The following is a 25,665-nucleotide window of genomic DNA, read 5'->3' on the forward strand; positions in this document are numbered from 1 at the left end:
TCTTGCCTCCATCCACCCTTACTTCTGGCAACTAACAGTGTGGGGAGTATTGGCTGTGAGAGTCACATTGCCATTGGCATCAATCACCCAACCCTGAGCTTCTACGATAGAATTTGGTGTTGGGCTAGTAGTACTTGGGGAAACTGCTGCTGTAGAGTGTTGAGCAACTTCTGGGTTGAGAGTTACCAAATCTACCTGTACTGCATCAGTGTTGAGAGCTTCACCTGGGTTAGGGGGCAAGCCGCCGCGACCAATAATGTTAAATTCGCTCTTAGCTACAGTTCCACCCGCAGTACAACCTTGTACGATTTCAGTATCAACTGTTATATCTGGCAAGTTAACTAATCCTTGGTTGGGATCGACATCAGGTGTGTTAATTTCTACGAAACCGTTTATCCCAAACTCAGAACTAGCAGTTATGTCACTTAAAGAAGTTAAGTCAGAGCGGGGCTGAATACCAAAAATACCCCTAGCTGTAATGTCAACTCTGCCACCTCTACCTGTGAAAGCATTGGCGCTGATGTCGCTATCTTCACTAGGGACAGCAACAATAAAGCCGTTAGGAGTATTAATTTGGATATTTCCGCCATCTCCGCCCTGCTGGGCAGTGCCCGCAGTGGTAGAAATTTCACTGCCTTGACGCATCACTAAGAAGTCTGCAATATTCAGCGTTAGATTGCCACCATTGCCAGAGAAAGTTTGTCCTGTGATTCTTCCATTGTTGAGTTCCACAGAGTTAGCAGTGATATCGAGGTTGCCTGCTACTCCTGTTGCTAGGCTGCTGACTGTAGCTTGTCCACCATTAAATATTAGTAATTGCGGTGTATTGATGCTCATATCTCCTGCTTTTCCTGTCCCTTGAGTTTGAGCAGACAAGACACTAATAGACTGACCGCCAGCTGAAGTGCCAATCACTTGCACTGTTTTAGAAGCATTGATATCTAAACTTCCTCCCTCACCCGAACCAAAGGTACTTGCATCAACCTGTCCTCCATCAAGGACAAATAACTCAGGAGTATTTATTGTTAAAGTACCCGCCTTTCCCATACCCTGAGTTCTGGTAGTCAAAACGCTAGCAGATTGACCATCGGCTGAAATGCCATTCACTTGCACCGATTGTGAGGCATTGATATTCAAACTTCCTCCCTCACCTGCACCAAAGGTACTAGCATCGACCTGTCCTCCATCAAGGACAAGTAATTCCGGAGTGTTAATTGTTAAAGTCCCCGCCTTTCCTATTGCTGTCTGGCTAGCTTGAGTAGACAAGGTACTGACAGCCCGACCATTGACTGATTCTCCGATCGCTAGCACCGATTTGGAAGCATTAATATTTAAATTTCCTCCTTCACCTAAGCTACGAGTACCAGCTGAGATTAATCCTCCATTTGAGACAACTAACTCAGGAGTATTAATCGTCAAAGAACCCGCCTTTCCCATACCTTCAGTTTCAGTGAATAAGCCGCTAGGGGATCTTTCATTGAATGAAGTGCCAAACACTGACACTGATTCTGAGGCATTGATATTCAAACTTCCCCCCTCGCCTGCACCTTCGGTACTAGCATCAATCTGTCCTCCATCAAAGACAAACAAATTGGGAGTGTTTATCGTTAAGGAACCCGCCTTTCCTGTTGCTGTCTTTTCAGCTTGAGTAGTCAAGGTGCTGACATTTGTACGATTGACTGATTCTCCAAACACTAACACTGATTCTGAGGCATTAATATTTAAATTGCCTCCCTGACCTGAACTGGAAGTACCGGCATCAATCTGTGCCCCATCATAGACAGACAACTCAGGAGTGGTAATTGTTAAAGAACCTGCTGTACCTGCGCCTTCGGTTCTAGTAAATAAGCCGCTACCAGACTTACCATTGACTGAAGTGCCAAATATTTGTACCCATTGGGAGGCATTGATATTCAAACTCCCTCCCTCACCTGTACCAACTGTACTAGCGTCAATCTGCGCCCCATCAGCAAGGAGTAGCACAGGAGAGGTAATTGTCAAAGAACCTGCCTTTCCGGAACCTGTGGTTCTGGTAGACAAGCCAGTGGTGAAATTCTCATCGGTGGAGATGCCAGACATCAGTACAGATTCGGAAGCATTAACATTTAAACTTCCTCCTTCACCTGGGCCAAGGGTAGCTGTACTCACCTGTGCGCCATCAGACATGAGTAATATGGGAGTGGTAATCGTTAAGGAACCTGCCTTTCCTATACCCGCAGTTGCAGTGGATAAACCGCTGGAGTATCCATTTGAACTGACTCCAAAGATACTAACTAACTCAGAAGCATTAATTTGAATAGTTCCTCCTTGTCCTCTTCCCGCAGGAAGATTGTTACGTGAATTCTCAACATTTGCTCGGATTTGCGAGCCATCTTTTAATTGCAGCGATCGCGTTTGTATATTAATATCTCCTCCATCTCCTTGAGATCCTGGTGCGACGGCGCTGGTAATCTGGCTATTGTTTGCCACAGTTGAAAAGTTGTTAATTTGCAAAAATATATCTCCAGCATCCCCTTTTCCACTCGTAGCAGTAGTCAAAACCGTATCATCTAAAGCCAGCGAATCAGCAATAATACTGATGTTACCGCCTTTACCTTCTGCTTCCGATTCTCCGAACCCTAAAAATTTTAAGCTAGTACTAGCACTCAAAATACTGCTGTCACCAGCAAAGGAAACGTAACCACTGGCATTGATAGATACATTACCTGCATCTCCCCATCCATAAGTACTACTACTGAGTCCAGATTCATCGTTTAAGAAAAGCGACCCAGTCAGAATATTAATGTCTCCTGCATTGCCCGCTAATTCTCCGATATTTGGATCGAAGATTTCGCCGTTACTATCACTATCAATGTCGCTATTAACCAGCGAAATGGAGTCACTTGCTTGAATGAATACGTTGCCAGCATCTCCTTGTCCGCTCGTACTAGCCCTCACTCGAGAGTCATAAACAGACAGCGAGTTAGCTTTAATTTCAATATTGCCTGCATTTCCCCGTCCAGAAATGTCAGCATTTAATGAAGCATTGTCTGTCAACAACAATGATGTGGCTTGGATACTGATGTCTCCTCCATTACCTACAGCCTCTCTTCTCACAGTGCTATCGATCGAGCTATTAGCGAGAAACACTGAGTCTCTGGCTTGCACAGATATCTTACCGCCGTTTCCTCGTCCATCAGTACTCGCATCCAGTCGCGCTTGATTTTCTAAGGAAAGCGACCCAGTTTGGATATTGATATCACCGCCCTTTGGCACTGCTCCCTCTACTACAGCGGGAAAGTTGCCCAAAATTGTGCTGTTAACGCCACTATCAATAAATGCAACCGAATCATCGCTGACAATCGAGACGTTGCCACCATTTCCCTGTCCGAAAGAAAAAGTATCAATAGAAGCTTTATCAGTGAAAAAGAGCGACCTAGCTTTGATTTCGATATTACCGCCATTACCTACAGCTTGCTGCAATACACTGGTAGTAAACGAGCTATTGGTGAGGGAAATTGCGTCGTCAACCTGGATAGATAGATTACCTGCATTTCCTCTTCCTAAAGTGAGAGTACCAACTGTACTGTTATCAAGGAAGAGTGACCCCCCAGCTTTGATATTGATGTCGCCGCCTTCACCGATTCCATTCTCCGATACACTAGTGGCAAAGAAGCTATTAGCGATCGCTACTGAATCGCCAACCTGGATAGATATATTACCTGCATTTCCTAAGCCATTAGTAAAGGTACTCATACTAGTCTTCTCAAAAGAGAGCGACCTAGCTTTAATGTTGATGTTACCGCCTTTACCTACTGCTTCCTCACTTAAAGAGTTGAAAATCTGGCTGTCAAAGTTTTCGCTACTAGCAACTGTAATGGCTCCTGTAGCATTGAGTGTAATATCTCCTGCTTGAGTATTCACAGACCCTCGTCCCGAATTGATACCAGCAAGCAGGAAACCTCCAAAAATATCCAAGTTTCGGGCGTTGATGGCAATACTTCCACCGTCTCCAGATACATTAATCAATGCCGACTCTGTTAGGGCGACATCAGCTAATGTGATACCATCAGGAAAACTTAAGCTGAGACTGTTGCCATCTACATTTAATCCAACCGTTCCTGCTGCGGTTAAGCCTCCGAGTTCAACTCGTCCACTGGGAGCAGATAGAAACCCTTCATTTAATATTGCTCCAGTAGCAGTCAGGGTTGGAGAGATTTTACCCCCTACTAGTAACAGGCTTTGACCATCAGGAACCGAGAGAAATCCTCGATTTTCAATAGAATTAATTGGCTGAGTTGCAATTTGATTGAATAGAAAAGCCGAGGGTTTGATTGTCAGTAAAGGTGGAGCATTTGGGTTAGAAGCACTGAATATGCCTTGATTTTGGAATTGCAAAGCATTAGCTGTTGTGGCTATAAACGACCCTCCAACATCTAAACTGGCATTTGGCCCAAAGACGATGCCATGAGGATTAATCAGAAATAAGTTAGCATTACCCAAAACACCCAGTTTACCCAAGATATCGGAGCGGCTACCTCCCGTCACCCGACCAATAATATTCTCAACCCCCGTGGGATTGGTAAAATAGGCTCCTCGTCCTTCATCTATATTGAATTCGCGAAAGCTATGAAAGAGGTTAGCGCCACGAGTTGCTCCGCCATCAATTAGATCGCTAGGAATACCTTTAATATCAACGTCAGGTGTCACAATAGAACTTTCAGCGCCTAGTGTATTATCCGGTGTAATCTGAGCTAGGGCGCAATCTGCCCAAAAAGCGATCGCTCCATTCATCGCTAACCAAATTGCTATTACTAATTTCCAGTCCCAATGTCGCCTGTATCTAGTTGTTCTAGACATTTTTTCCTCTCGATTGGCAGTAGTTTTGCGAACTACGAGCATTCAGGATTTATGAGTATCCAATAGTTCAATTGGCAAGAAATTTTTACTAATATTTATGTGCAGGTATTACCCGGATAATGTGCTGAAAGTAGGTTTATTGCTCTGTTTCGGTGGAGCGTTCGCATTTCCCCTACAAACACTACAACTAATTGCTACACTTTCCAAGTAGCTACAGCAATCCTATTTGAGTCGTCAGCATAGGTTTTGCAAGAACTATCGAGAACTTGAAAGCAAAGAGAAGAAATCAAGAGTTCGCAAATTTCAAAATTATTTACACCAAGGTCTTGGTGGTGCTAGTGTCAGCACTGAAGGAATGCGTGTTGGTTCTGCAAGTCGCAGCAATTCGTAACCAATACCAGCAAGTCCTGTCATGAGTCCGGGTGTTTCCACTCCTTTTGGCACTCCACACAACCAGCCATATTGATTGATGCTTTCCAAGATGACGGCTGTAAGGCGGTTGACTTGTGAATCTAACTTTGGGTCGTTAAGGATAAGACTTGCCTGTAACAACATCTCTAAATTACCCAAATCCCCATGACACAAGCAGTGGTTGAGACCAAAGCCCTGATTTACAGTAGTGTTGATTGCTGTGTCAATTTCTGAGCGGATTTTGGGATTATCGAGGTAGGGTAGCGATCGCAATCGACCTAATCCAATTCCCGGCGCACCATGACACCAAGCTGTCATAAAGTTAGGTAGTTCTTCGTTTTCTGAAAGAACTGTATTTTCAAACTCGCGCAAATCCGGCCAATTACCGACTTGACGACACAAGAGACTTTGCTCGTAAGCAATAGCTTCTAAAGCTACTTTGCGAAAACGTTCCTCACCCGTAATTGCCGAGAGTTCCAGTAACGCCGAGGCTATACCAGCTACTCCGTGAGAAAATCCTGCCAGTGGCTTTTTACCCATTCCTGGGGCAATCCAACCGATGCCATGTTCCATTGTTTGGGTACAGGCGATGAGGCGATCGCCACATTGAATTGCTGCTGCGAGTATGCGTCGACTAGGCGCAAAGCGATACAAGTTGAGCAAACTAGCAATGCAACCAGCAGCACCACCAATAATATCTAATTGTTCATCTTTGGCAATCAAATCTGGAAGCAAATCAACCAGAGATTCAGCCTGTACTAGTAGTTCCGGTTCATCCCATAAAACCCCCAAGTGAGTCAGGGTATAGATTATTCCTCCCCAGCCATGAAAGCCACCGATGGCAGCGATGAATGCTTTGTCATTTTCTAGTTGACGTTGCATCGTCGTTAAGGCATTTTTTGCCAGAGTAGTGTAGCGTTTCTGTTGAGTAACACTGCCAAGATAGGCAAGAAATAAAATCACTCCTGATAGACCATCGTAGAGGTCGATTCCCAAAGAAGCGAGAGTCCAATGCTTTTGCTCGATTAGCGTCAAGCCAAGCCAAGAAACATTTTTCTCATCACGTAATGCCAATGATTCCAAGCGATCGCCTACTGCCAAGGCTGCTTTTATCAGTTGTTCGCGGTTAGCACTATTTTGCGGTTCGCTTAGATAATAGCTAGGCCAATTTACTTGTGCTTCTCCCATTACCAGAGTTGTCAAAGACGCACGGATAAACCACAGTTGTTGTTGCAAGTCAGTTTCACTAAGTTGCTGAATCCGATGTTGCACTCCTTGCATACCTGTTTCGTCAAAGAAATCGGCAATTTCCCGATGAGAACTGCTCCAAATAGCACGGGAGTTAGGGCGGGTTGTAAACATGGGAATGTCCCCTTGCCATAAGTCGTGGCGTTCAGCAGCAATTACCTTTGCTAGATATGGTTGTTGCTTGATTCCTGCCCACAATCGGTCGAAGTGGCGATCGCGATCTAAGGCATTGCGTAATAAATCAGGATGGAAACTTTCAGACAGTAACAAACTATAAGTGCGGGTAGATCGCAAAATAATCCGAACTTCGTCCTCAGCAAAACAAGCTAAAGGCCCATCTGCTGATAACAACTCATCTCGATATTGCAACAGTAAGCGATAAATGGCGGTAAAGCCAGTAGCGATCGCCTCAGTGTAATCCAGTACATTTACCGGAGTATCATTCAGAGTTGGTCGATTCTGGCTGCCTAACATTGGCATTCGTTCGCGCACAAACCGCATTTCATCGGTTCCAATTGCTTCCAATTGGGGAACGCGATAGGGTGTGAGTTGACCGGCTGTTCCTCCTAAGCCACTCAAGTCAACTCCCTCTGACTCAGCATTTGCCCAAAGGCGTTGAGGTAGTAAACCAACTCTTAAAACGGAATAAACTATTTGATTAACTGTAGGCAAGTCTGACCGTGTAATTTCCATGCCTTCAGTCCGCAGATGAAAAAGTGATTCTAGGTCAACTAAAATCGGGTGTTCTCCTGCTGCAATTAAATTTTCTAAGTGAAAGTCGGTGGCTTCTAGGGCGTATAGTAGTGCTAAATATGCACCCTGCCGTTCGTAAAATCGCTGGATAGCTTCTGGTTCGGTACAGCCTTGAGCAACTACAAATTCTACCCAGCCGTGAGTTTTGCGATTTAATATTTTCAAAGTGCGGAATGGTGGATGATTTCCCCGCTGATTTAGCCAAGTTAAAAGTCGCTGAAAATGTACTTCAATATCCAGCGCTCTGGGCTTATAGACTATTTGTAAACCAGAACTAAATTTAGCAATTAATACTGACCTGCCGCCTCGATGAGTATCACCAAGACCACCATCTATTTTTAGTAATAAACCTGGGTCATTATCTGGATTGAAGGTATTAACAATTTCTCTCCAATCTGTACAAAGATGTCGGATAAATTCTAAACTAACAGTTACCCAGCGGTTAATAGTAATTACTAGTTGACGGGCTAATACGGGATATTCTTGCAACAGAGAAAGTACAATCTCACGTTGGCGTAGGCGTTGTAAAAAACTCTGGAATCGCTCTTGTTGTGTATTACCTGATAGTACTCCTTGCAAACGAGCCACATTAAGTTCTAAAACCATCGTGCGTCCCAACATCGACAGTAGTTGTTCTGGAAGACTGTTAAATAATAAAGCTACAACGGTATTAGAATTAAAGGGAAGATGAGACTGTGTTGGGATGAGTTTTTGAATTTCTTGATACAAGCGATCGCATCCTTGATTAATTAAAGGTGCAATAGCATCTAAAAAACCAGTTAATTCTGAACTTTCAAATTCTTCTAAAGACGGCATGGCAATAGAATCAGGATGAGCAAACGCTTGATTTAGCTGGGTTAACCAGTCTGGAAATTCGCTGCAACGATTCTGTACAGCTTCAATCGGTTCGCCTAGAAGTTGGCAAAATTCATCTTCTGTAACACCGTCTATAGCTAAACGCTGAGAAAAATAAGAGTTATTGCTGAAAGGAGATTGTGATTTCCAACGCTGCATCTGTCGTTGTTGCAGTTGGGTGTTAATGTTGGTGCGATCGCATTGAATGGTGTGAAGAGATGCAATGCGTTCAGTTAAGGTAGTAGCTTTATACCAAATAGCAGATTGAAAATAAGATTGACTCATGATAATACTAGTTTAAATTTTTGAGAATATTCAACTAATAAAGATGAAGAGGGATTATAATCCCTCTTATTTTCTATGCGATTATTAACCAGTACTGTTAGTTGGTCAAACCACGATAGTCTCTTGATTTTTATTTAGTAAACTTTCAATGGTTTTAGAACCTGAACTAACATTAAAAGTTAATTAAAAAGGACATCGACAGCGCCCAGTTAAAGTCCAGCGGCAACCACACTCAGCAGTAATAGTAAGAAAGCGACCCCAAGACCATCCTCCTTCAATTCCATTTATTTCTTCATCCGTTAAATCAACTAGTCCAGCAGGGTTTTCTGGAAGTTGAGCGCGTTGAACTTCAGTAAGACTTGAGCGATACTCTTCATCTTTCCAAGCGCGAACGACATCGATATCTGAAATATTGATCTGACCCATTGTTAATCTCCTTGGTTGTTAAGTTAAAATCGAGATTATTGACTGAGTAAATAAATTAGCAACTGATTCATAAATGGCAAGATAACAATATAAATTGCTATCTCGGTCATTTAACTGAGTAGTGAATAATTAAATAGAGATTATTTTTTAATCTCTAGATTTTATATTTTCTGAATTTAACTTTAGTAAGTCAATATTTTAAGCTTCATTATAAAAACAAAACTAGAGGAGTAATGTTTTTAAAATTATTGATTATTTGATACCAGTTATTTTGTGGACGAGGCTGAGTAATTAAATCAAAATCTAACTAACGGTAATTAATATATGAATCATCATAGAAATCAGATATCTTAAATAATACATTTACTCACCAAAAAACAAAATATTACCTTTTTTGTGACTAAATTAATTTATATTCGTTTTAAATTAAGTAAAAAAAATTTTATGGTGACAAAAATAATTTCTTGTTTTATATAATATATAAAATAAAAAAATACCTCTAAAATGGATTAGAGGTAACTAAAGCTTAATTATTTGTACTGACAAATGACTTGTATTGAATCTTTCAATTCAAACAAATGATTATCTGATTATCTTAGTCAACAGTGGAAGATAAAAACTATTAGTGCTGTTCGGTACCCGAAGTAGAGGTAGTATTTGCTTGTAGCCAATTTTGAAAGAGAGATTCTAAGACTTGCTCTCGACTTTCACTGAATTCAGTAGGGAAGCACTTCTCAATTTTGAGGATGTGATAACCCAGTTTTGTATGTATTGGCCCAATCGCCTCACCTTCTTTTGCTTGAGAAATAGCTTGTGCAATCTCTGGCATTAATTCTGAAAGAAAGCGAACGCCAACAAAGCCACCATTTTGTTTAGACTGTTTACCTTTCGAGTACTCTAGTGCTAAAGCACAAAAAGACTCATTTGATTCTTGAATTGCATAAGTTACTTTCTTAGCCTCTGTTAAATCGCTGACTAAAATTTGAGATAGGGCAACACGTTGATAATCTTTACGGTTGCTCAAATAATGAGCATCAACAGCATCCCCAAACAGATATTCTTTTAACTTTTTCGTAAGTATTTCTAATCTGATACCTTGAGACCAATCGTCTACAGTAATTCGTTGTTGTTGAAGCCAAGCTAAAGTTTCAGAAACTCCTAGTAACTTATGTTCGAGTCGAAATGCATCTCCAACTGTTTGCAATTCCTCATCAGTAACAGTCAAGTTGAACTGTTGACAAATATTTAAAATAAATGCATTGCGTTCGGCTAAAACTGCATATTCAGCTATTTTGTGAGAATAGCGCAGGTAAGCAATCACATCTTCATCTGTTGCTACAATTTCTGGAAGGGATATTAATTCTGTGTTTGCCAAAGTTTCTGTCATTGTTTTGTTTCCTTGTAAAAGTTGATTTGGATGAAATTATTCGCGATTAGCTGCGATAAATCAGTTTTTCGGGTGAAATTTCTAGAATTTGTTGATTGCGATGCAAATCGCCGTAAAGATTCAAATATTCAACTTCAGCGGTCGTTAGTTTACCTTGCTGAACGCCTGCGATCGCCGCATCAATTTCTTCACGTCGAGTCAAACCTGTTAAGCAAACATCAACACAATTCTGCGTTAACGAGTATCGATATAGATCGGGAACAGTAGGTCGCCAGCATTTTTCTGGTAAACTACTCGGAACATCCCAGAGTGCCCCCGTATGAGAACCTGTAGACTTGAAGGTAACGATACCTGGTCGAGAAGGGTCTTGCGCGTCCAATTGATTAAATATTCGACTTTGAGCAGACCGATGCGCGACATTGTGTCTGACCATCACTACATCTAACAAATCGCTATCTAAGCACTGTTGCGCTAAATTAATATCGTGGAACGAAGCGCCAATATAGCGGACGGCTCCCATCTTTTTGAGTCTTTCGGAAGCACCAAACATTCTTTCAATGGTGCGCTGATAGACGCTATTACTGCCTCTTAAATCAGGCGAAAGTTGCAAGCAATCCTGTAAAATTGAGCGATCGCTAGAACCAATCCACCCCCAGAACAACACATCAATATAATCAATATCTAGCTCTACGAATTGATCTAATAGAGCGGCTAGCGCCATTTCTGGACTTTTGATATAAGTCACAGTTGCCAGCACCACTTTCTCTCGGACTGAGGAGCGACGGCTACACATCTGACGCAGCGCTCCAGACATGGAACTATAAATATAGTGGTGCAAATCGCTAGAGTAGAAAAAGTAGTTAATCCCCCGCTCGAAAGCGTAAAGAGTATCCTCACTTGAGATGCTACCACCACCACCCAAGCCAAGACAGCTAACTGTTAAATCAGTCCGTCCTAGTTTGCGATAAAACGGTAAATCGGATTCTGGAAAATTATTTGTTACATGACTAACTTTGCTGGCTGAGGCTACTTGAGGCGATGCAAGATCGGTTAGTTTCATTGGTCTAACGGTGTGTAGATATCTTCAGAGTTGGCATTCAGGTAAGAATGCTGCCAGTCAATTCCTAGAAGGGAGAAGTGCTGATATATAGATACCATGCGGCTTTGGGGCGATTCATCACCTTCTTGACGAGCTTCCAGCAAGGCATTAGCAACAATTTGACAGCGATTCATCCCAAAACTTTCAGACTCAGCAAATTTAAAATCTGGTTCTTCTGCTAGAGCAATTCCAGGTGCAAGTAACTTTGTAAATAGAGGTACTTCTGTACGGAAATAGGAGCGCTTTTCTGCATAAACACTTCTTAGCACTTGCTGAATTGCTTGATAATTACTTTTCTCAAAGTAGAGAACCCCACTGTCATAGCGTCCGTAGTCAGAAGGGTTGTATAGCACTTTAAAAGTGAAGGGAATTCTAATTTGATTTAGTTCCCGTGTCAGGCTTTCCATGACAGCGATCGCCCCTTCAGGTGTCAAGTTAAAATAAACTCTGACTGTCTGAGGAGAAGTATCTGGCCCGGCATCGCTAACAGCCATGTAAAATCCGTTTTGAACTAGATTGCGAGGCATACGGATGGCAACTATACTGCCTACAGACGCTGATTGTTCGGCAGGTTGTAAATAGCGATCGCGCTCAATATGCAAAGTCAAACCGCCTTTAGTAACAGCAAGACTTTCATCACTTTCTTGCCGCAGCACAGACCAACCTTGATCGAAATAACCTTCACCAAGATTACTTTTATGTAGGCGATCGTAAAACTCTAGGTCTACTCCGAGAAAAGTATTGTTCTCTAGATTCTGATGCCGTAGTACTGCATCAGTTGTTAAGTTAGCTCGTAGAGAGCCATTGTAATAAATACCGTAGAGAAAATTTTGCAGTTGCAGGCTCAAGTACTTATTTTGCAGTTCCAAAGGTGTTCGCTGAAAGCGGGCTACTACCTCAGCAGGAATATCCAAGGGTTTATAAGCTGGATGGCTAATACAAAAGTCGGGCTTGATTTGAACATTGTCGGCTATGTCTTGCAGAGAATCTAGTACGCTTAATAGTGAACTTTGAGGAGAATCCAGTAGTTGCATATTACAAATTCCGAATTACAAATTACGAATTACGAATTAGTATGAGTTCAGATTCTGCTATTCCAAAAACTGTCGGGATTGATTGTTCTGGACGACACAACAAACTTTTGGCAACCTGAAGCATACAGATACCCATATTCCCAAAAGATTTTTGATGCTGAATCATTGCTTGAATTTGTTGAATTATGGCAAGACCAGAAAACTGCACAACTCGTTTCAAAAAATCAGGGCGATGCTTTAAAATTTCTGGAAAGTTTGCTAAGTACCCTTTAGTCAAAGCAGAAATTGAAGGCTGAAGCTGTTCGAGCGGTGTCATCGCTAACCGCAAAGATTCTTCAACATCAATAGATTTACTCACAACCAAGCTATTTAGCCAGAGTTGTAGATAACTGGCGATGAGCATTCCTAAGTCAAATGCAGGATCTCCCCAAGTGCCTCGCTCCCAATCAATAAGTCGAATCACACTATTAGTTGATTGCTCTGCTGTTGCTAGGACTTCTTGCCAATTGTTGTGTAGAAGAATATTGTTTAGCTTGAGGTCATTGTGCGTGAGACAGCAAGGCACAGATTCAGCGATGAGTTGTGCGATCGCTTTTCCTAAGCTGTCGTAACGCTGATAAAGAACAAAGAATTTCAGTCCGTCTGCGGGAACCCGACCGAAAACTTCAGGGCTAATCTTTTCTAGTCCTAGACTAAAATTAAGAGCTTGTTCGTTAGGTGTGTCATCAGATTGCTGATAGAAAAATTCTTGGTAGTCGTGACGTTGGAAAGTAGCATGATGGATTGTAGCTAAAGTTGTGCCGATTGAAGTTGCGATCGCAGTTGGGAAAATGTTCTCCTTTATGTAGAAATCAGCTAAATCATAGTAGTCATTGAGGTAGTTAAAAACAATCACAGAATGCTCCACATCAAAATGTAAAGCCTCTGAAAGCATTAGGCGGATGTGATTGAGTTCAAGAGTTTGTTGAAAGAACTGATGAATTCGCCATTCACTCAAAAATTCACCCGCAGTTTTTCCTTCTTGATTGTGACGCTCCTGTTTGACGAGGAGTTGGCGATCGTCTTCTAAACTTACTAATAGATTAAAGTTTTTGGCAACTTTAAGTTCTACTTGGCTCAAATCTTGCTCTTGTTGAGTAAAGATATTCTGTGCTGCTAAATATTTAAAAACGTTTTTTGAGCTTAATAAAAGTGCCATACACGTCCTTATAAATCAAGTTTGTTAAAAAATATATATAAATAACGATTGCAAAATAATAAAATATAATTACTAATCCTATTTAGGAAATAAATTTATATTTTTATGATTTGAATTAAAATTCAAAATATATTCGATGAAAGGTGGGCTTTGTCCACCTTTCATTTTATTTGTATCGGTCTATAACCAGGCTATTATCCCCTTATTCTTATCATGAATTTCCCTAGCAGCCTTAGATGCCTCATAGCCGGCAGAAAATGCCCCACTTATAGCCACTATAGCCAGCACAGGAGTGAATCCACCATAAGTCAAATTCAACTCATCATCGTTGATTTCATTAAGATAGCTTTCTTCACCTGAAAGTAGATCGAATCCTGATACATTGAGATCGTTGATTAGAATGTTTGTCATGATAGATTTCTCCAAGTAATACGTTACTTGATTAACTCAGTTGCTAGGTGATATTTAGTTAATCATTTCCCGGCAGTGAACCAGCCAGAAATTGCACTACCTACAGCAGCAATTCCTGCACCTGCGGCGATCGCACATCTAGCTGAGGAAAGTCGAGCTGCAACAGTAGCCGCAGACCACACAAGCGCTGGTGTTAAACCACCGTAGATACCATCAAATTCACTGTCCCCCAGATCGTTCATGTAGCCTTCAGAATCAGAAAATAGATCGGAACCAGTAGGACGCAAGTCAGAAATGTTGATAGTAGCCATTGTTTGTTCTCCTTAATTGCTACAAGGTTGAGAAATTCAAGTTTTTAACCTCTTTTTTCGATCTGCACCGTAAGTATGCGAATAGGTGGATAGATAGGTCGTGGTGTAGGAATAGGACGACAATAAGGACTAAACCACGGACGAGAAATAAATCCACCCTGAATGTTGAGTTCTTCTTCAGATAAATCGTTGATGAATAGTTCAGAATCAGAGAACAGATCGTAACCAGCAGAATGCAGATCAGAAATATTGATGTTAGCCATTGTAGTTTTCCTCTTAGATGAAATGGCTTGAAATGGAATTAGCTGTAAACTGCTTTGTTACAGGTTAGTTAGCTCTTCCTTCTAAAAGAAGTAAGGTGCCACTAATTATACTTCCCACAAGACTAAAACGAAGTGACCATCCTACGCACCTCAAGCTGGAAAAGCCACCTTGGATAGTGCCAATCTCACCGTCAACTAAATCATCCATATAATCTTCAGAATCCGAAAACAGATCGGAACCAGGAGGATGCAAGTCAGAAATATTAATAGTAGCCATTTTTTTTCTTAGATGAAATTGCTTGGAATGGGATAAGCTATGTCTTGCTTAATCACATCTCAATCTTCTGAAATTCAATCTGTTATTTCAAGGGCTTGAGACTTCTTTTCTATGCATAACTAAAAGAGTTATGTTTTTGTTTTTAAAATATTTTATATTCAAAAAAAACTACTTTTGTCTGATAAATGAAAGTGCAATGACGCGCTCACACTACTTTGAATCATGCAATTTGAAACTGAGACTATTTCTCTGGTCTTAGCTAATGCTGCTTCTGTACTGTCACAGCACTAACGCCTAAACAGCCACACTTGTGACCCCGGACAAAATTATTGTGTAGTTTTGTAACAAGTTGTGGAATTCCCGGAGTTTTGATTCAGAGAAGTAACAGAGGTTTTCGAGGATAAACCAGATTAATTTCTATCTGGGCATTGCAAGTTATACCAGGAGGAATTGCTGTGGACAAGCAAGGTCTATACTTAACAACTTTTCAGCATAAGCTTTTGCTCAAGAGTTTAGAAACAGATTTACGTCTGGAATACCGCCGTCGTATTGAAATTATGTTGTTGGCAGATGCAGGCCAATCTCAGACTCAAATTTGTGAAGCGTTGGGATGCTCTCAGGAGACGGCGCGGCACTGGATTACTATGGCACAAACAGGTCAGGCTCACCATTGGAGCGATCGCCCGATGGGTCGTCCCAAGGCTGTGAATGAGCAATATCTAGCTCGTTTGAATGAGCTGGCAAGCCATAGTCCGCGCGAACATGGCTATTCATTTGAACGCTGGACAGGACAATGGTTAAGCAAGCATTTGGCAAAAGAGACGGGAATTAAAGTTAGTGCTTGCCACATTAACCGCTTGCTCAAGGAAATGGGACTTTCAACTCGACAGACACACAAAACTGCCGACAAAGAAACTGATAACACAAAGAATTCTCGGATTACTATTGGCAACCTGCGACCAAACCTAGAGCCTGATTTTCGGTGGTCATTGAATTTCGCTAAGACCAGTAACTAATGCCGTTAAACTCCCAACAAATCATGGTTCAAAACAAAACAGAATTTTCTACTCAACAGCTTGCCCAAACTCTGGGTCAGACTCTTTCAGAACAGGAACTTTCAGACTGCATCAAACAAATTGAAATTTTACAACCAAGTGCAGGCAAACTATTCTGGCAGACAGCAGACGCAAGTGTTGGCATTTATATAATTCTGGCAGGTAAAGCCAGATTGCTCGATCGCAGCGATAATTTAATCGCTTCTATAGGTGCGGGAACATCATTCGCCCAACTAACGCTCTTTCCAGAAGAACAATTTCAACCTTACGCTGCGAGGGCTTCGGTAAATCTCAAGCTTGGCTATATTCCAGGAAATTATTTGCGATCGCTCATCCGCAAATATCCCTCCATTGGGCAGCATCTCCACTGTCAAGCTGTACTTTGGGATTTACTGCTGTTATGTCGCCAAAATGCTGCGCTGAATAATGCTGCTTACGAAAGCGTAATGCAAATCCAACCACTCCTAGAACAGCACAATCTCCAAATTAGCAAACTTCCATCTTCTCTACTCAAAGACCAGCAACTTTGGATATTGCGTCGCGGCGAACTATCGCACGCATCAGGACTCAAACTCACTGCTGGCAATATTTACAACTTGTCTCAGTTACCTAAAGAACGTGGTTGGCAGGTAACTCAAAGTTCGCAACTATACAGTCTCAGCCGTTCGCATTGGGAAACTGCATTGCAATATCTGCCACAATTGGCTGAAATCGATGCTAACAACCATCCCGTCACAGCATCTGAACCTGTTATATTTCCCCAATTTACTGTTGAGCCAAAAAACCAGTTAAACAAGAAAATTAGTAAAGCCTACTTTCCTAACCCAACCGTAAAAATCGGTCATCTATGGCAACGTATTACTCGACGCTATCCCTTCTTTGAACAGCAAAGTGCATCTGACTGCGGTGCGGCTTGTTTGGTGATGGTTGGTCGTTACTGGGGTAAGCGTTTTAGCGTCAATCAGCTACGGGATATTGCCAACGTTGACCGCAATGGGTCATCGTTGCGAGGTTTAGCAGCCGCCGCAGAAAGCATTGGGTTTTCGACTCGACCAGTAAAAGCCAGCCTGGATAAACTTGCACAACAAAACTTGCCTGCTATTGTGCATTGGGAAGGCAAACATTATATCGTTGTCTATGAAGTCAGAAGCGATCGCGTTATCGTTGCAGATCCAGGTATTGGTCAGCGTACCCTCTCTCATACAGAATTTAAAGCAGGTTGGACTGGCTATACTTTATTACTCCAACCCACAGCCCTACTCAGAGAAACAAAAGAAGCTAGTACTCCTTTCTGGCAATTTTTTGAATTAACCAAACCTCACTGGCTGGTATTACTGGAAGTATTCATTGCTTCCATCCTCATTCAAATTTTTGGCCTCGTCACACCACTATTTACGCAATTATTGTTAGACCGAGTGGTTGTGCAGCGCAGTGACCTAACATTAACGGCTGTAGGTGTCGGCTTAATTATCTTTAGTCTTTTTAAAGTTGCTATAACAGGACTGCGGCAATACCTTTTAGACCACACAGCTAACCGCGTGGATTTAGCTTTGATTGTGGGTTTTATAAGCCATACCTTCCGTTTACCTCTGAACTATTTCGAGTCTCGCTACGTTGGCGATATTATTTCCCGCGTCCAGGAAAACCGCAAAATCCAACGTTTTTTAACTGGTGAAGCACTATCTATCTTCCTCGACTTACTAACAGTATTCGTCTATGTAGGATTGATGTTTTGGTATAGCTGGAAGATGGCATTAATGACCTTAGTGATTGTGCCACCATTCGTATTGTTGGCGCTGATTGCTACACCTTTTTTACAGCGTGTTTCTCGCGAGATTTTTGGGGCACATAACGAAGAAACTGGGTATTTAATCCAGTCTCTCACTGGCATCCGCACGATTAAGTCTATGGCAGTTGAGCAGACAGTACGCTGGCATTGGGAAGAACTTTTTGGAAAGTCAGTGAAAAAGACTTTTTCCGGTCAGGTAATTGGCAACACGCTGCAAATATTTAGCTCTGGTATTGAAGCTGTAGTCACCGCAGCATTACTGTGGTTTGGGGCGTGGCAAGTGATTCAAAACGAACTCACCATTGGGCAACTGATTGCTTTTAATATGTTGCTGGGTAATGTGATTAATCCCTTTCAAAGACTGATTTTGCTGTGGAATGAGTTGCAAGAAGTACTGATTGCTGTTGAGCGGATTAATGATGTGATTGATGCTGAACCAGAAGAAGATTTACAACACCAATCTCATCAATCTTTACCACCAGTTCGCGGTTACATTCGCTTTGATAAAGTAACTTTCCGCTATCACCCAGAAAGCGATGTCAACACCTTAGAAAACATCAGTTTTGAAGTCCAACCAGGACAGACGATCGCACTTGTAGGACGCAGTGGTTCGGGAAAAACAACGATTTCTAAGTTGATATTGGGGCTGTATCCGCCCACAGAAGGGAAGATTTTAATTGATGGCTATGATGTCACTAGTTTATCGCTGCGATCGCTGCGCCAGCAAATTGGCGTAGTTGACCAAGATACCTTTTTATTTGGCAGTACGATTCGGGAAAATATTAGTTTAGGTCATCCAGAAGCTTCTTTAGAAGAAGTCATAGAAGCCGCTAGACAAGCAGGAGCGCATCAATTTATTAAAGAACTACCGATGGGCTACGAAACTCTTATCGGTGAAGGGGGAGGAACACTTTCTGGTGGACAAAGACAACGTCTAGCGATCGCTCGCGCCCTTGTGGGAAATCCCCAACTACTGATTTTAGATGAAGCTACCAGCAGTCTGGATGCTGAGTCTGAACGCATCATCCAGACTAACCTCAACACAATTCTCCAAGATAGAACAACAGTGGTAATTGCACATCGCCTTTCAACAATACGCAATGCTGACAAAATTTTGGTACTAGATAAAGGCTTATTAGTTGAAAGCGGCACCCACGAGCAATTAATAGCTAAACGCGGTCACTATTTCTATCTCAATCAACAACAACTGACTCTAGCAATTTGAACCTGTTATTTTGCCTTCATTAATAAGACAACCAACAATGACAAACGAATTTACTACACAAGAGCAATTCAGTCAAAATGGTCATTACCATAGTAATCAATCGGACTTAAAACCTCAGTCAAAATCTTCTACATCTCCCAGTGAAGATTGGTCTTCTTTAACCAAAGAACTGATTGATACATTGCCACGAGTTTGGACTCGCGGACTGCTGTATTGGCTAGTAATATTTGCGGCGATCGTTTTACCTTGGGCGATGCTATCTAAAGTAGACGAAACAGGTAGTGCCAGAGGACGACTTGAACCTCAAGGCAGAACTCTGAGATTGGATGCACCTGTTACTGGAAAAGTTGTAGCCATCAAAGTTAAAGAAGGTCAAACAGTCAAAGCTGGACAAATTTTATTAGAGTTAGAATCAGATTTAACTCGCACGGAACTACAACAAACTCAGGCAAAGCTTGAAGGTCAACAAAATCGAATAAGTCAGCTTCAGTTACTCAAAAATCAACTAACAATATCTTTACGCACTCAGCAATTACAAAACCAAGCCCAAGAATCCGAACAACTTGCTCAACTCGACCAAATTCAGCAACGGCTGAATTCCAGTAGACAAGTATATATTCTAGAAAAAGGTCGGCTGAAATTAGCTAATAACGAAATACAACGTTATCGATATCTTTGGCAAAAGGGCGCTATTTCTAAAAGTAAATTAGAAGAAGTAGAAGGCGCTATGTTTGAACGCCAGAGACTTCTAGAACAAGCGCAATCAGATATGCAACAGTCTACTACCGAAATTACTAAACAACAAAGCACCAATCAACGCATCAGTCGTACAGGTGAACTCGCACTTTTGGATAGTCAAAAACAAATTAAAGAACTCCAATCTCAAGTTGTCGATGTGCAATCAGAAATTGACCAAACCAAAAAACAAATTCAGTCTTTGCAATTTCAACTACAACAGCAAACTCTTCGCGCCCCTATCGATGGCATAATTTTTCAGTTATCTATAAATAATGCCGGAACAGTTGTGCAACCAGGGCAAATGATTACTCAAATTGCACCTCAGGGAGTGCCCTTGATATTTAGAGCTGAGATGCCCAGTCAGGAAAGTGGTTTTCTACGTGTAGGAATGCCAGTCAAAATGAAATTTGATGCTTATCCTTTTCAAGATTATGGAGTAACCGAAGGCAAACTTCGCTGGATTTCGCCAGACTCTAAAGTTGTAGAAACTGCCCAAGGCAAGCTAGAAAATTTTGAACTAGAAATTGAAATGTCAAAAACTTATATTGACACTAGAAACAAGCGGATTTTATTAACTCCAGGTCAAACAGCAACTGCTGAGGTAATTGTTCGAGAGCGTCGCATTATCGACTTCGTATTAGATCCGTTTAAAAAGTTGCAAAAAGGCGGTTTAGAACTCTAAGACTTTTTACTTGTATTAATCGGGAGTTGCTTTATGTCAGACATTCTTTGTGTTTCCCAAGACGAAATTATTCACCAAATCAAACTTTCTTACCAAATTCCTACTATTGCGGAGAGTATTATTACTCGCAAAATTATGATAAATGCAGCGCAAGAAGCAGGCATTAAAGCTGAGACAGAAGAACTTCAAGAGGCTGCCGATAGCTTGCGGTTGATGAATCAGCTTGAGAGTGCTGAAGCAACTTGGGCTTGGCTACAAACACACAGGCTTACTTTAGATGATTTTGAAGAGTTAGTTTATTACACTGTTATCTATTCCAAGTTGACAGAACATTTATTTGCCGACAAAGTTGAAGAGTTCTTTGTTGAACATCAATCAGATTATGTTCAAGTAGTCATGTATGAAGTTGTCTTCGATGATTTAGATTTGGCGATGGAGTTATTTTATGCAATTCAAGAAGGAGAAATTAGTTTTACTGAAGTTGCTCATAAATATAGTCATGATGTTGAAATACGCCGCTGTGGAGGATATAAGGGAATACTGAGCCGCACAAATTTAAAACCAGAAATATCAGCAGCTGTATTTGCAGTAACTCCTCCCCAACTTCTTAAACCAATTGTTACCTCTAAAGGCGTTCACTTGATTAATGTTGAGGAAATTGTCACACCGCAATTAAATCAAACTTTACGCCTAAAAATTATTTATAACTTAGCTTCACAATGGCTAAAAAAGCAACTTGAGCAAATGAAATTTGAAGTTGTCATAAGTTGCTAGTACAGCACGGCTTAAAGCGAACCCGAAGAGTGTCGGCGATTGGACACATTTGAGTGTCTCAATGACGGCTTGAGTGTTCACGGTCAATTAAGCTAAAGGGTGGTTAAGCGCAAAAATTATATTTGAGTTCTTAACGCATCATCAAATTTGTTCTTTACCTAAGTTGTTTAGGTAAAATTCTTTTTCACAAAATCATTGGAGATTAAATCATTTAAGCTTATATAAAAATAATTTTCAATTACTATTGCTCATTAATTATTTTACTTGTCTTAACTGTCTTAACTGTCCTTGAATTTTATTACCGATTATAAGATGCTGGAAAAGTAATACTCAAACAAATTTACAGGCAATTAGCAGCTAAAAATCAAAACTTATGTCTGAAATCGGATTGTTTCAATGCTCGTTTTTTAAATAACGCTGAAATCAATTAAGTAAGTCGGTGAAAATAAACCTAGCTATGTAACAGAATGTAAAATCGATATAACCCTTGCGATTGCTTCATTCCACTTCGTTCCATTCGCAATGACATAGCGTGAATTATTTCAGCCGTTCTACTTAACTGTATTTTAAACAGTTAATTTTTTTAATCGTAATCATTCTGTAATTTTTTCCATACATCTACCCTAGCAAGGATTTACGCAAGAGCGCAATTAGTAGGATGCGTTAGGAAACGCACTCCATACATAGAGTTAGTGCGTTAGTCCTCAATTGACTATTACCATTAATTTTGAGTAAAAATTATGACAAATCAGCAAACTCCACAAATAGAAATTACCAATATTGTCTATAAGAATAAGGTCAAGAGAACTCAATCTGACGAATACGTTGAGATTACCAATCAGGAAAAGACACCTGCCGATGTATCTGGTTGGCAAATTGCTTCAGGGGTAGGACGCAATAAAGCGTTCACTTTTCCCCAAGGAACAATATTAGCCCCAGGTCAGAGCGTACGCGTTTATACCAATGAGGTACATCCAGAGTCAGGCGGCTTTAGTTGCGGTAGCGGTGTATCCCTTTGGAAAGATTCAGGAGATGAGGTCAGACTATTAGATGCTCAAGGAAATTTAGTATCGGGTTTAGCCTATGACAGCAAAGGCAATTTCACGAAAACAACCACTGCTAACGAGAAGACATCAGCCGTGGACACAGTTGTCGAAAATCAAAGCACAGATGCAAAGCTCAATGAGCTACTAAACAAAACTGTTCTCATTGAAAATCAAGAGACAAAACGGTATCTGTTTTCCGTTGGAGAGCCAATCAAAGGACAACGAGGAGATGAAGGTGGCTGGCTAGCATCAAGCGGCTTTGCAAGTCCTAAAGTTGTTGGTGCTGATGCTAATTACTACAACCGTGCCCTATGGAAGATCGTACCAAGTGGTGATAGTTTTCTCATTGAAAATCAAGAGACAAAACGGTATCTGTTTTCCGATGGAGAGCCAATCAAAGGACAGCGAGGAGATGAAGGTGGCTGGCTAGCATCAAGCGGCTTTGAAAGTCCGAAAGTCGTTGGTGCTGATGCTAATTACTACAATCGTGCCTTATGGAAGATTACAACGATATAGTGCAAAACTGCTACACAGTAGCATAATTCATTGAAAGCTCTTACCCAAAGGTGAGAGCTTTTTATGTTTATGTATAAAAAGAGCCTCAACCTCGCAGGAAAGTTGCGTAGTATTGGCTCTCGAAAGCTATGATATTACTTGGTTATAAGAATCAAAGAAAGAAATCCTGTATTGAAGTTTCTTAGTTTAGGGTTTTTGAAAGCATTTTTCCCTCTGCTCTTTGGCGGTGATGCCTTTGGCAACGTCTCCTGGTTACCTCAGACGCATATAATAATCGACAATAAGTAGAAAGGTGCAAATAAACATAACTATGTAACGAAAAATAAACTTAGTTCAAACCTTCTGCCTTGTCTCAACGATAAATATTCCGACCGATCTACTTACACCTTGCTCTGTTAACGCTTTATTGATACAGACCTGACCTAACGTGCAACTTAAGCTACTATGTCTCCTATTGCCTTTGTGCAATTAAGTGAGGAGTAGTGCAGGTCAAACATGAACATAACAGAAAATCTCAAAACGCAGGCTACGGACAATCTTGTTGCCATTGCCAACCAATTCACGCTTCAGGGAAAGGTTACGAGCGTTCAAGCATTTGGAAGTGGTAATATCAATGATACGTTCCTGGTTACTCTAGATTCTCCCAAAGAACAGCATTTTGTCCTGCAACGCATCAACACGCAGGTGTTTCGTCAGCCCCAACTGATCATGCAGAACATGTGTACCTTTACTGAGCATGTTCGCAAACGTTTACAACTCACCCCCCTGACTCGTCGCTGGGAAGTGCCGCGTGTCTTGTTGACTCAAGATGCTCAAGACCATTGGCGGGATGCTGAAGGGTCATTCTGGCGGGCGATTAGCTTTATTGAAGGCTCGCAATCTTTTGACACGATGCACGATCGCTCATACGCCAAAGAAATCGGTTATGCTCTGGGGATGTTCCACAATCTGATTAGCGACTTACCTCCAGAAAAACTCGCCGACACACTCGAAGGATTTCACATTACACCGCTTTATCTGCAACATTACGAAGAAGTACAGGCGAAAACTAGTGTAGGTAAGTCGCCTGAAGTAAATTATGCCTTGCAGTTTGTTAGCGATCGCCAAATCTTTGCACATATTCTAGAAAATGCTAAAGCTGAAGGTAGGTTGCCGTTGCGCTTAATGCATGGCGATCCCAAAATTAATAATGTCATGTTTGACACTGCTACCCAACAAGCCGTCAGCGTCATCGACCTCGACACGGTTAAGCCTGGTCTGGTACATTATGACATTGGTGATTGTTTGCGATCGGGCTGCAATCCTGCCGGCGAAGAAACAGAAAATTGGCAAAGTGTTTATTTTGATACCGACCTGTGTCAGGCAATCCTAGAAGGATATCTTTCTGTAGGTAAAGCGTTTCTCACTGAGAATGACTATGCATACATGTACGATGCCATTCGTCTCATCACCTTTGAGTTAGGACTGCGATTCTTTGCTGATTATTTAGCAGGAAATGTCTACTTTAAAGTCAAGCATCCAGAACACAATCTTGAGAGGGCACTAGTCCAATTCAAGCTTACCGCAAGTATTGAATCCCAAGAAACAAAGATTCGTTCTATTATCCAGGATATGAAATGAACGAGCAGACATTTTCTCTGCAACCTTTCCTTAGCGAGTTCCTGCCTAATTTGCAAATCGCAGGCAATATCGCCCGACATGCTAATAAACTTACCATCCATTACACGTTGTCGGGCGATTTAAAAGAAGTCATTATTGCTCCGTTATCAGACACACCAGCACGAAAGCACCAACTGTGGGAAGATACCTGCTTTGAGTTCTTCATTGGCATCAAGGATTCTCAACGGTATTGGGAATTTAACCTCTCTCCTGCTGGACATTGGAATGTCTATCTCTTTGATGGTTATCGTCAAGGAATGCAAGAAGAAACAGCTTTGATGACACTCCCGTTTAGTATCCAAAATCAATCTGATAGTTTAACACTGGCCTTGGATCTTGATTTGGATAAAATCGTCTCGGCAAACCAAAACCTCGAAGTTGCCATTACCACTGTCATCAAATGCAGAGATAGTAACGTGACTTATTGGGCATTAACTCATCAAGATACAAAAGCTGATTTTCATCTACGAGATAGTTTCATTATTGATTTGTGAGATATGTTTTTGTGTAGCTTGTAAAGTTAGGAAAATTAGCTGAGCGGTATCTACTATGGAAGAAAGACTACAAAAGCTTCAAGAAGAAAACGACAAATTGCAACAAGAGATTCAAGAACTAAAAGAGGAGAACTCAAAATTAAAAGTATCCCCAATAAATAAATTTCTGGGTTTAGGAAAATTACTTTTCCATGTCACAACTTCTTTTGGGTTGAAGACAGCAATACTAGATTACCTAGATAAAATTAGTCCTAACAATCCATTTCCAAAAGATGAAACAGCGACGTTAGCTAACGCATTGATTAGCCGTTTGCGCTTTATTACATACACAAGACTTTTCTTTACGTTGCTTCCATTTTCTGTAGTAATTTATCAGTCTTGGCTTCTGACGAATCAAAACAAAATAATCAATGAGCAGTTGACTGAGCAAGCCAAGCAAAACGAATATATTCTTGAATCATTCAGAAATGATGCTTATATTGCAGTTGTAGATAAACAACTGGAATTAAATAAGCTTCTTGTAGAGAACCCAAGCTTTAATAAATTCTTTATTTTAGATAATCAGCTAGTTGAGAAAAATAACCCAAATTATCATGAAATTTTAGCTGTATCTGACTTTTTTTTAGATTATTTCGATTTGTATTATAGTCAATCAAACTATTTTCTTCCAGCAGATGATGAATTTGCTATAGAGTCAAGACGAACTTGGGAGAAGTACATAAAAGACAGCTTTCAAAATATCCCCATATTATGTAAGAGATTAAATGAGGTTAAAGATTACTATACAAAAGATTTTAAGAATTTTTCAGGTTGCTCTATAGATACGGCAGATTAATTGAAAAAAGCGCGATCGCTGCTCATGACTACATTCTTCTCGACCATCATACTTA

The 25,665-nt window shown here is 41.0% G+C and carries 19 protein-coding genes; 8 read left to right on the plus strand and 11 right to left on the minus strand.

What is annotated here, in order from left to right:
- Positions 1 to 18: 18 nt before the first annotated feature.
- The 11 genes from RMY31_RS20365 to RMY31_RS20415 form a co-directional block, all read right to left on the minus strand.
- The gene (locus tag RMY31_RS20365) at positions 19 to 4,839 is read right to left on the minus strand and encodes a filamentous hemagglutinin N-terminal domain-containing protein (protein ID WP_322661805.1); all 4,821 of its coding nucleotides are present in this window, start codon (positions 4,837 to 4,839) and stop codon (positions 19 to 21) included.
- Between the two features lie 309 nt (positions 4,840 to 5,148).
- Complete coding sequence (locus tag RMY31_RS20370; protein WP_322661804.1) at positions 5,149 to 8,391, minus strand: type 2 lanthipeptide synthetase LanM family protein; 3,243 nt, start codon at positions 8,389 to 8,391, stop codon at positions 5,149 to 5,151.
- 183 nt (positions 8,392 to 8,574) lie between these two features.
- The gene (locus RMY31_RS20375) at positions 8,575 to 8,817 is read right to left on the minus strand and encodes a mersacidin/lichenicidin family type 2 lantibiotic (RefSeq protein WP_322661802.1); all 243 of its coding nucleotides are present in this window, start codon (positions 8,815 to 8,817) and stop codon (positions 8,575 to 8,577) included.
- A gap of 622 nt (positions 8,818 to 9,439) precedes the next feature.
- A complete protein-coding gene (locus RMY31_RS20380; protein ID WP_322661800.1) occupies positions 9,440 to 10,204 on the minus strand; it encodes a peptidylprolyl isomerase in 765 nt (254 codons plus the stop codon).
- 46 nt (positions 10,205 to 10,250) lie between these two features.
- Positions 10,251 to 11,264, minus strand: a complete 1,014-nt coding sequence (locus RMY31_RS20385) for an aldo/keto reductase (RefSeq protein ID WP_322661796.1) — start codon at positions 11,262 to 11,264, stop codon at positions 10,251 to 10,253.
- Positions 11,261 to 12,337: a T3SS effector HopA1 family protein gene (locus RMY31_RS20390; RefSeq protein ID WP_322661794.1), complete on the minus strand. Its 1,077-nt coding sequence runs from the start codon at positions 12,335 to 12,337 to the stop codon at positions 11,261 to 11,263. The genes RMY31_RS20385 and RMY31_RS20390 overlap by 4 nt, the downstream gene beginning before the upstream one ends.
- Before the next feature lie 22 nt (positions 12,338 to 12,359).
- A complete protein-coding gene (locus tag RMY31_RS20395) occupies positions 12,360 to 13,535 on the minus strand; it encodes an aminoglycoside phosphotransferase family protein (protein ID WP_322661792.1) in 1,176 nt (391 codons plus the stop codon).
- Between the two features lie 180 nt (positions 13,536 to 13,715).
- On the minus strand, positions 13,716 to 13,946 hold the full coding sequence (locus tag RMY31_RS20400) for a hypothetical protein (RefSeq protein WP_322661790.1): 231 nt from the start codon (positions 13,944 to 13,946) through the stop codon (positions 13,716 to 13,718).
- 62 nt (positions 13,947 to 14,008) lie between these two features.
- Entirely contained in the window at positions 14,009 to 14,257 is a 249-nt protein-coding gene (locus tag RMY31_RS20405; RefSeq protein WP_322661788.1) for a hypothetical protein, read from the minus strand.
- Between the two features lie 44 nt (positions 14,258 to 14,301).
- Positions 14,302 to 14,520 (minus strand): hypothetical protein, encoded by a 219-nt coding sequence (locus RMY31_RS20410; protein WP_322661786.1) that lies wholly within the window; start codon positions 14,518 to 14,520, stop codon positions 14,302 to 14,304.
- Positions 14,521 to 14,584: 64 nt separating this feature from the next.
- A complete protein-coding gene (locus RMY31_RS20415; protein ID WP_322661784.1) occupies positions 14,585 to 14,797 on the minus strand; it encodes a hypothetical protein in 213 nt (70 codons plus the stop codon).
- A 455-nt stretch (positions 14,798 to 15,252) separates the two neighbouring features.
- Here RMY31_RS20415 and RMY31_RS20420 point away from each other — a divergent pair, with 455 nt between their 5' ends.
- The 8 genes from RMY31_RS20420 to RMY31_RS20455 all read left to right on the plus strand — a co-directional run bounded on the left by RMY31_RS20420 (position 15,253) and on the right by RMY31_RS20455 (position 25,610).
- On the plus strand, positions 15,253 to 15,813 hold the full coding sequence (locus RMY31_RS20420) for a helix-turn-helix domain-containing protein (protein ID WP_409878136.1): 561 nt from the start codon (positions 15,253 to 15,255) through the stop codon (positions 15,811 to 15,813).
- A gap of 23 nt (positions 15,814 to 15,836) precedes the next feature.
- On the plus strand, positions 15,837 to 18,866 hold the full coding sequence (locus RMY31_RS20425) for a peptidase domain-containing ABC transporter (RefSeq protein ID WP_409878137.1): 3,030 nt from the start codon (positions 15,837 to 15,839) through the stop codon (positions 18,864 to 18,866).
- Positions 18,867 to 18,903: 37 nt separating this feature from the next.
- The gene (locus RMY31_RS20430; RefSeq protein WP_322661778.1) at positions 18,904 to 20,286 is read left to right on the plus strand and encodes an HlyD family efflux transporter periplasmic adaptor subunit; all 1,383 of its coding nucleotides are present in this window, start codon (positions 18,904 to 18,906) and stop codon (positions 20,284 to 20,286) included.
- Positions 20,287 to 20,319: 33 nt separating this feature from the next.
- Positions 20,320 to 21,060, plus strand: coding sequence for a peptidylprolyl isomerase (locus RMY31_RS20435; protein WP_322661776.1), 741 nt, complete (start codon positions 20,320 to 20,322; stop codon positions 21,058 to 21,060).
- A 740-nt stretch (positions 21,061 to 21,800) separates the two neighbouring features.
- The gene (locus RMY31_RS20440) at positions 21,801 to 22,622 is read left to right on the plus strand and encodes a lamin tail domain-containing protein (protein ID WP_409878138.1); all 822 of its coding nucleotides are present in this window, start codon (positions 21,801 to 21,803) and stop codon (positions 22,620 to 22,622) included.
- 495 nt (positions 22,623 to 23,117) lie between these two features.
- Positions 23,118 to 24,242, plus strand: a complete 1,125-nt coding sequence (locus RMY31_RS20445; protein WP_322661769.1) for an aminoglycoside phosphotransferase family protein — start codon at positions 23,118 to 23,120, stop codon at positions 24,240 to 24,242.
- Positions 24,239 to 24,775: a DOMON-like domain-containing protein gene (locus RMY31_RS20450; protein ID WP_322661768.1), complete on the plus strand. Its 537-nt coding sequence runs from the start codon at positions 24,239 to 24,241 to the stop codon at positions 24,773 to 24,775. Before RMY31_RS20445 ends, RMY31_RS20450 begins: the two co-directional genes overlap by 4 nt.
- 55 nt (positions 24,776 to 24,830) lie before the next feature.
- Positions 24,831 to 25,610 carry a hypothetical protein gene (locus RMY31_RS20455; RefSeq protein ID WP_322661766.1) on the plus strand — a complete coding sequence of 260 codons (780 nt, stop codon included), beginning with the start codon at positions 24,831 to 24,833 and terminating at the stop codon, positions 25,608 to 25,610.
- Positions 25,611 to 25,665: the final 55 nt, after the last annotated feature.

The organism is Dendronalium sp. ChiSLP03b (assembly GCF_034531165.2).
Classification (GTDB): domain Bacteria; phylum Cyanobacteriota; class Cyanobacteriia; order Cyanobacteriales; family Nostocaceae; genus Dendronalium; species Dendronalium minutum.

What these genes read in the sequence shown, in the direction of transcription:
- RMY31_RS20385 (WP_322661796.1), bottom strand. Translation starts at nt 11,264, where the DNA reads ATGAAACTAACCGATCTTGCATCGCCTCAAGTAGCCTCAGCCAGCAAA.
- RMY31_RS20380 (WP_322661800.1), bottom strand. Translation starts at nt 10,204, where the DNA reads ATGACAGAAACTTTGGCAAACACAGAATTAATATCCCTTCCAGAAATT.
- RMY31_RS20365 (WP_322661805.1), bottom strand. Translation starts at nt 4,839, where the DNA reads ATGTCTAGAACAACTAGATACAGGCGACATTGGGACTGGAAATTAGTA.
- RMY31_RS20390 (WP_322661794.1), bottom strand. Translation starts at nt 12,337, where the DNA reads ATGCAACTACTGGATTCTCCTCAAAGTTCACTATTAAGCGTACTAGAT.
- RMY31_RS20405 (WP_322661788.1), bottom strand. Translation starts at nt 14,257, where the DNA reads ATGGCTACTATCAACATTTCTGACTTGCGTCCTACTGGTTCCGATCTA.
- RMY31_RS20450 (WP_322661768.1), top strand. Translation starts at nt 24,239, where the DNA reads ATGAACGAGCAGACATTTTCTCTGCAACCTTTCCTTAGCGAGTTCCTG.
- RMY31_RS20400 (WP_322661790.1), bottom strand. Translation starts at nt 13,946, where the DNA reads ATGACAAACATTCTAATCAACGATCTCAATGTATCAGGATTCGATCTA.
- RMY31_RS20445 (WP_322661769.1), top strand. Translation starts at nt 23,118, where the DNA reads ATGAACATAACAGAAAATCTCAAAACGCAGGCTACGGACAATCTTGTT.
- RMY31_RS20425 (WP_409878137.1), top strand. Translation starts at nt 15,837, where the DNA reads ATGGTTCAAAACAAAACAGAATTTTCTACTCAACAGCTTGCCCAAACT.
- RMY31_RS20415 (WP_322661784.1), bottom strand. Translation starts at nt 14,797, where the DNA reads ATGGCTACTATTAATATTTCTGACTTGCATCCTCCTGGTTCCGATCTG.
- RMY31_RS20440 (WP_409878138.1), top strand. Translation starts at nt 21,801, where the DNA reads ATGACAAATCAGCAAACTCCACAAATAGAAATTACCAATATTGTCTAT.
- RMY31_RS20430 (WP_322661778.1), top strand. Translation starts at nt 18,904, where the DNA reads ATGACAAACGAATTTACTACACAAGAGCAATTCAGTCAAAATGGTCAT.
- RMY31_RS20395 (WP_322661792.1), bottom strand. Translation starts at nt 13,535, where the DNA reads ATGGCACTTTTATTAAGCTCAAAAAACGTTTTTAAATATTTAGCAGCA.
- RMY31_RS20410 (WP_322661786.1), bottom strand. Translation starts at nt 14,520, where the DNA reads ATGGCTAACATCAATATTTCTGATCTGCATTCTGCTGGTTACGATCTG.
- RMY31_RS20370 (WP_322661804.1), bottom strand. Translation starts at nt 8,391, where the DNA reads ATGAGTCAATCTTATTTTCAATCTGCTATTTGGTATAAAGCTACTACC.
- RMY31_RS20455 (WP_322661766.1), top strand. Translation starts at nt 24,831, where the DNA reads ATGGAAGAAAGACTACAAAAGCTTCAAGAAGAAAACGACAAATTGCAA.
- RMY31_RS20435 (WP_322661776.1), top strand. Translation starts at nt 20,320, where the DNA reads ATGTCAGACATTCTTTGTGTTTCCCAAGACGAAATTATTCACCAAATC.
- RMY31_RS20375 (WP_322661802.1), bottom strand. Translation starts at nt 8,817, where the DNA reads ATGGGTCAGATCAATATTTCAGATATCGATGTCGTTCGCGCTTGGAAA.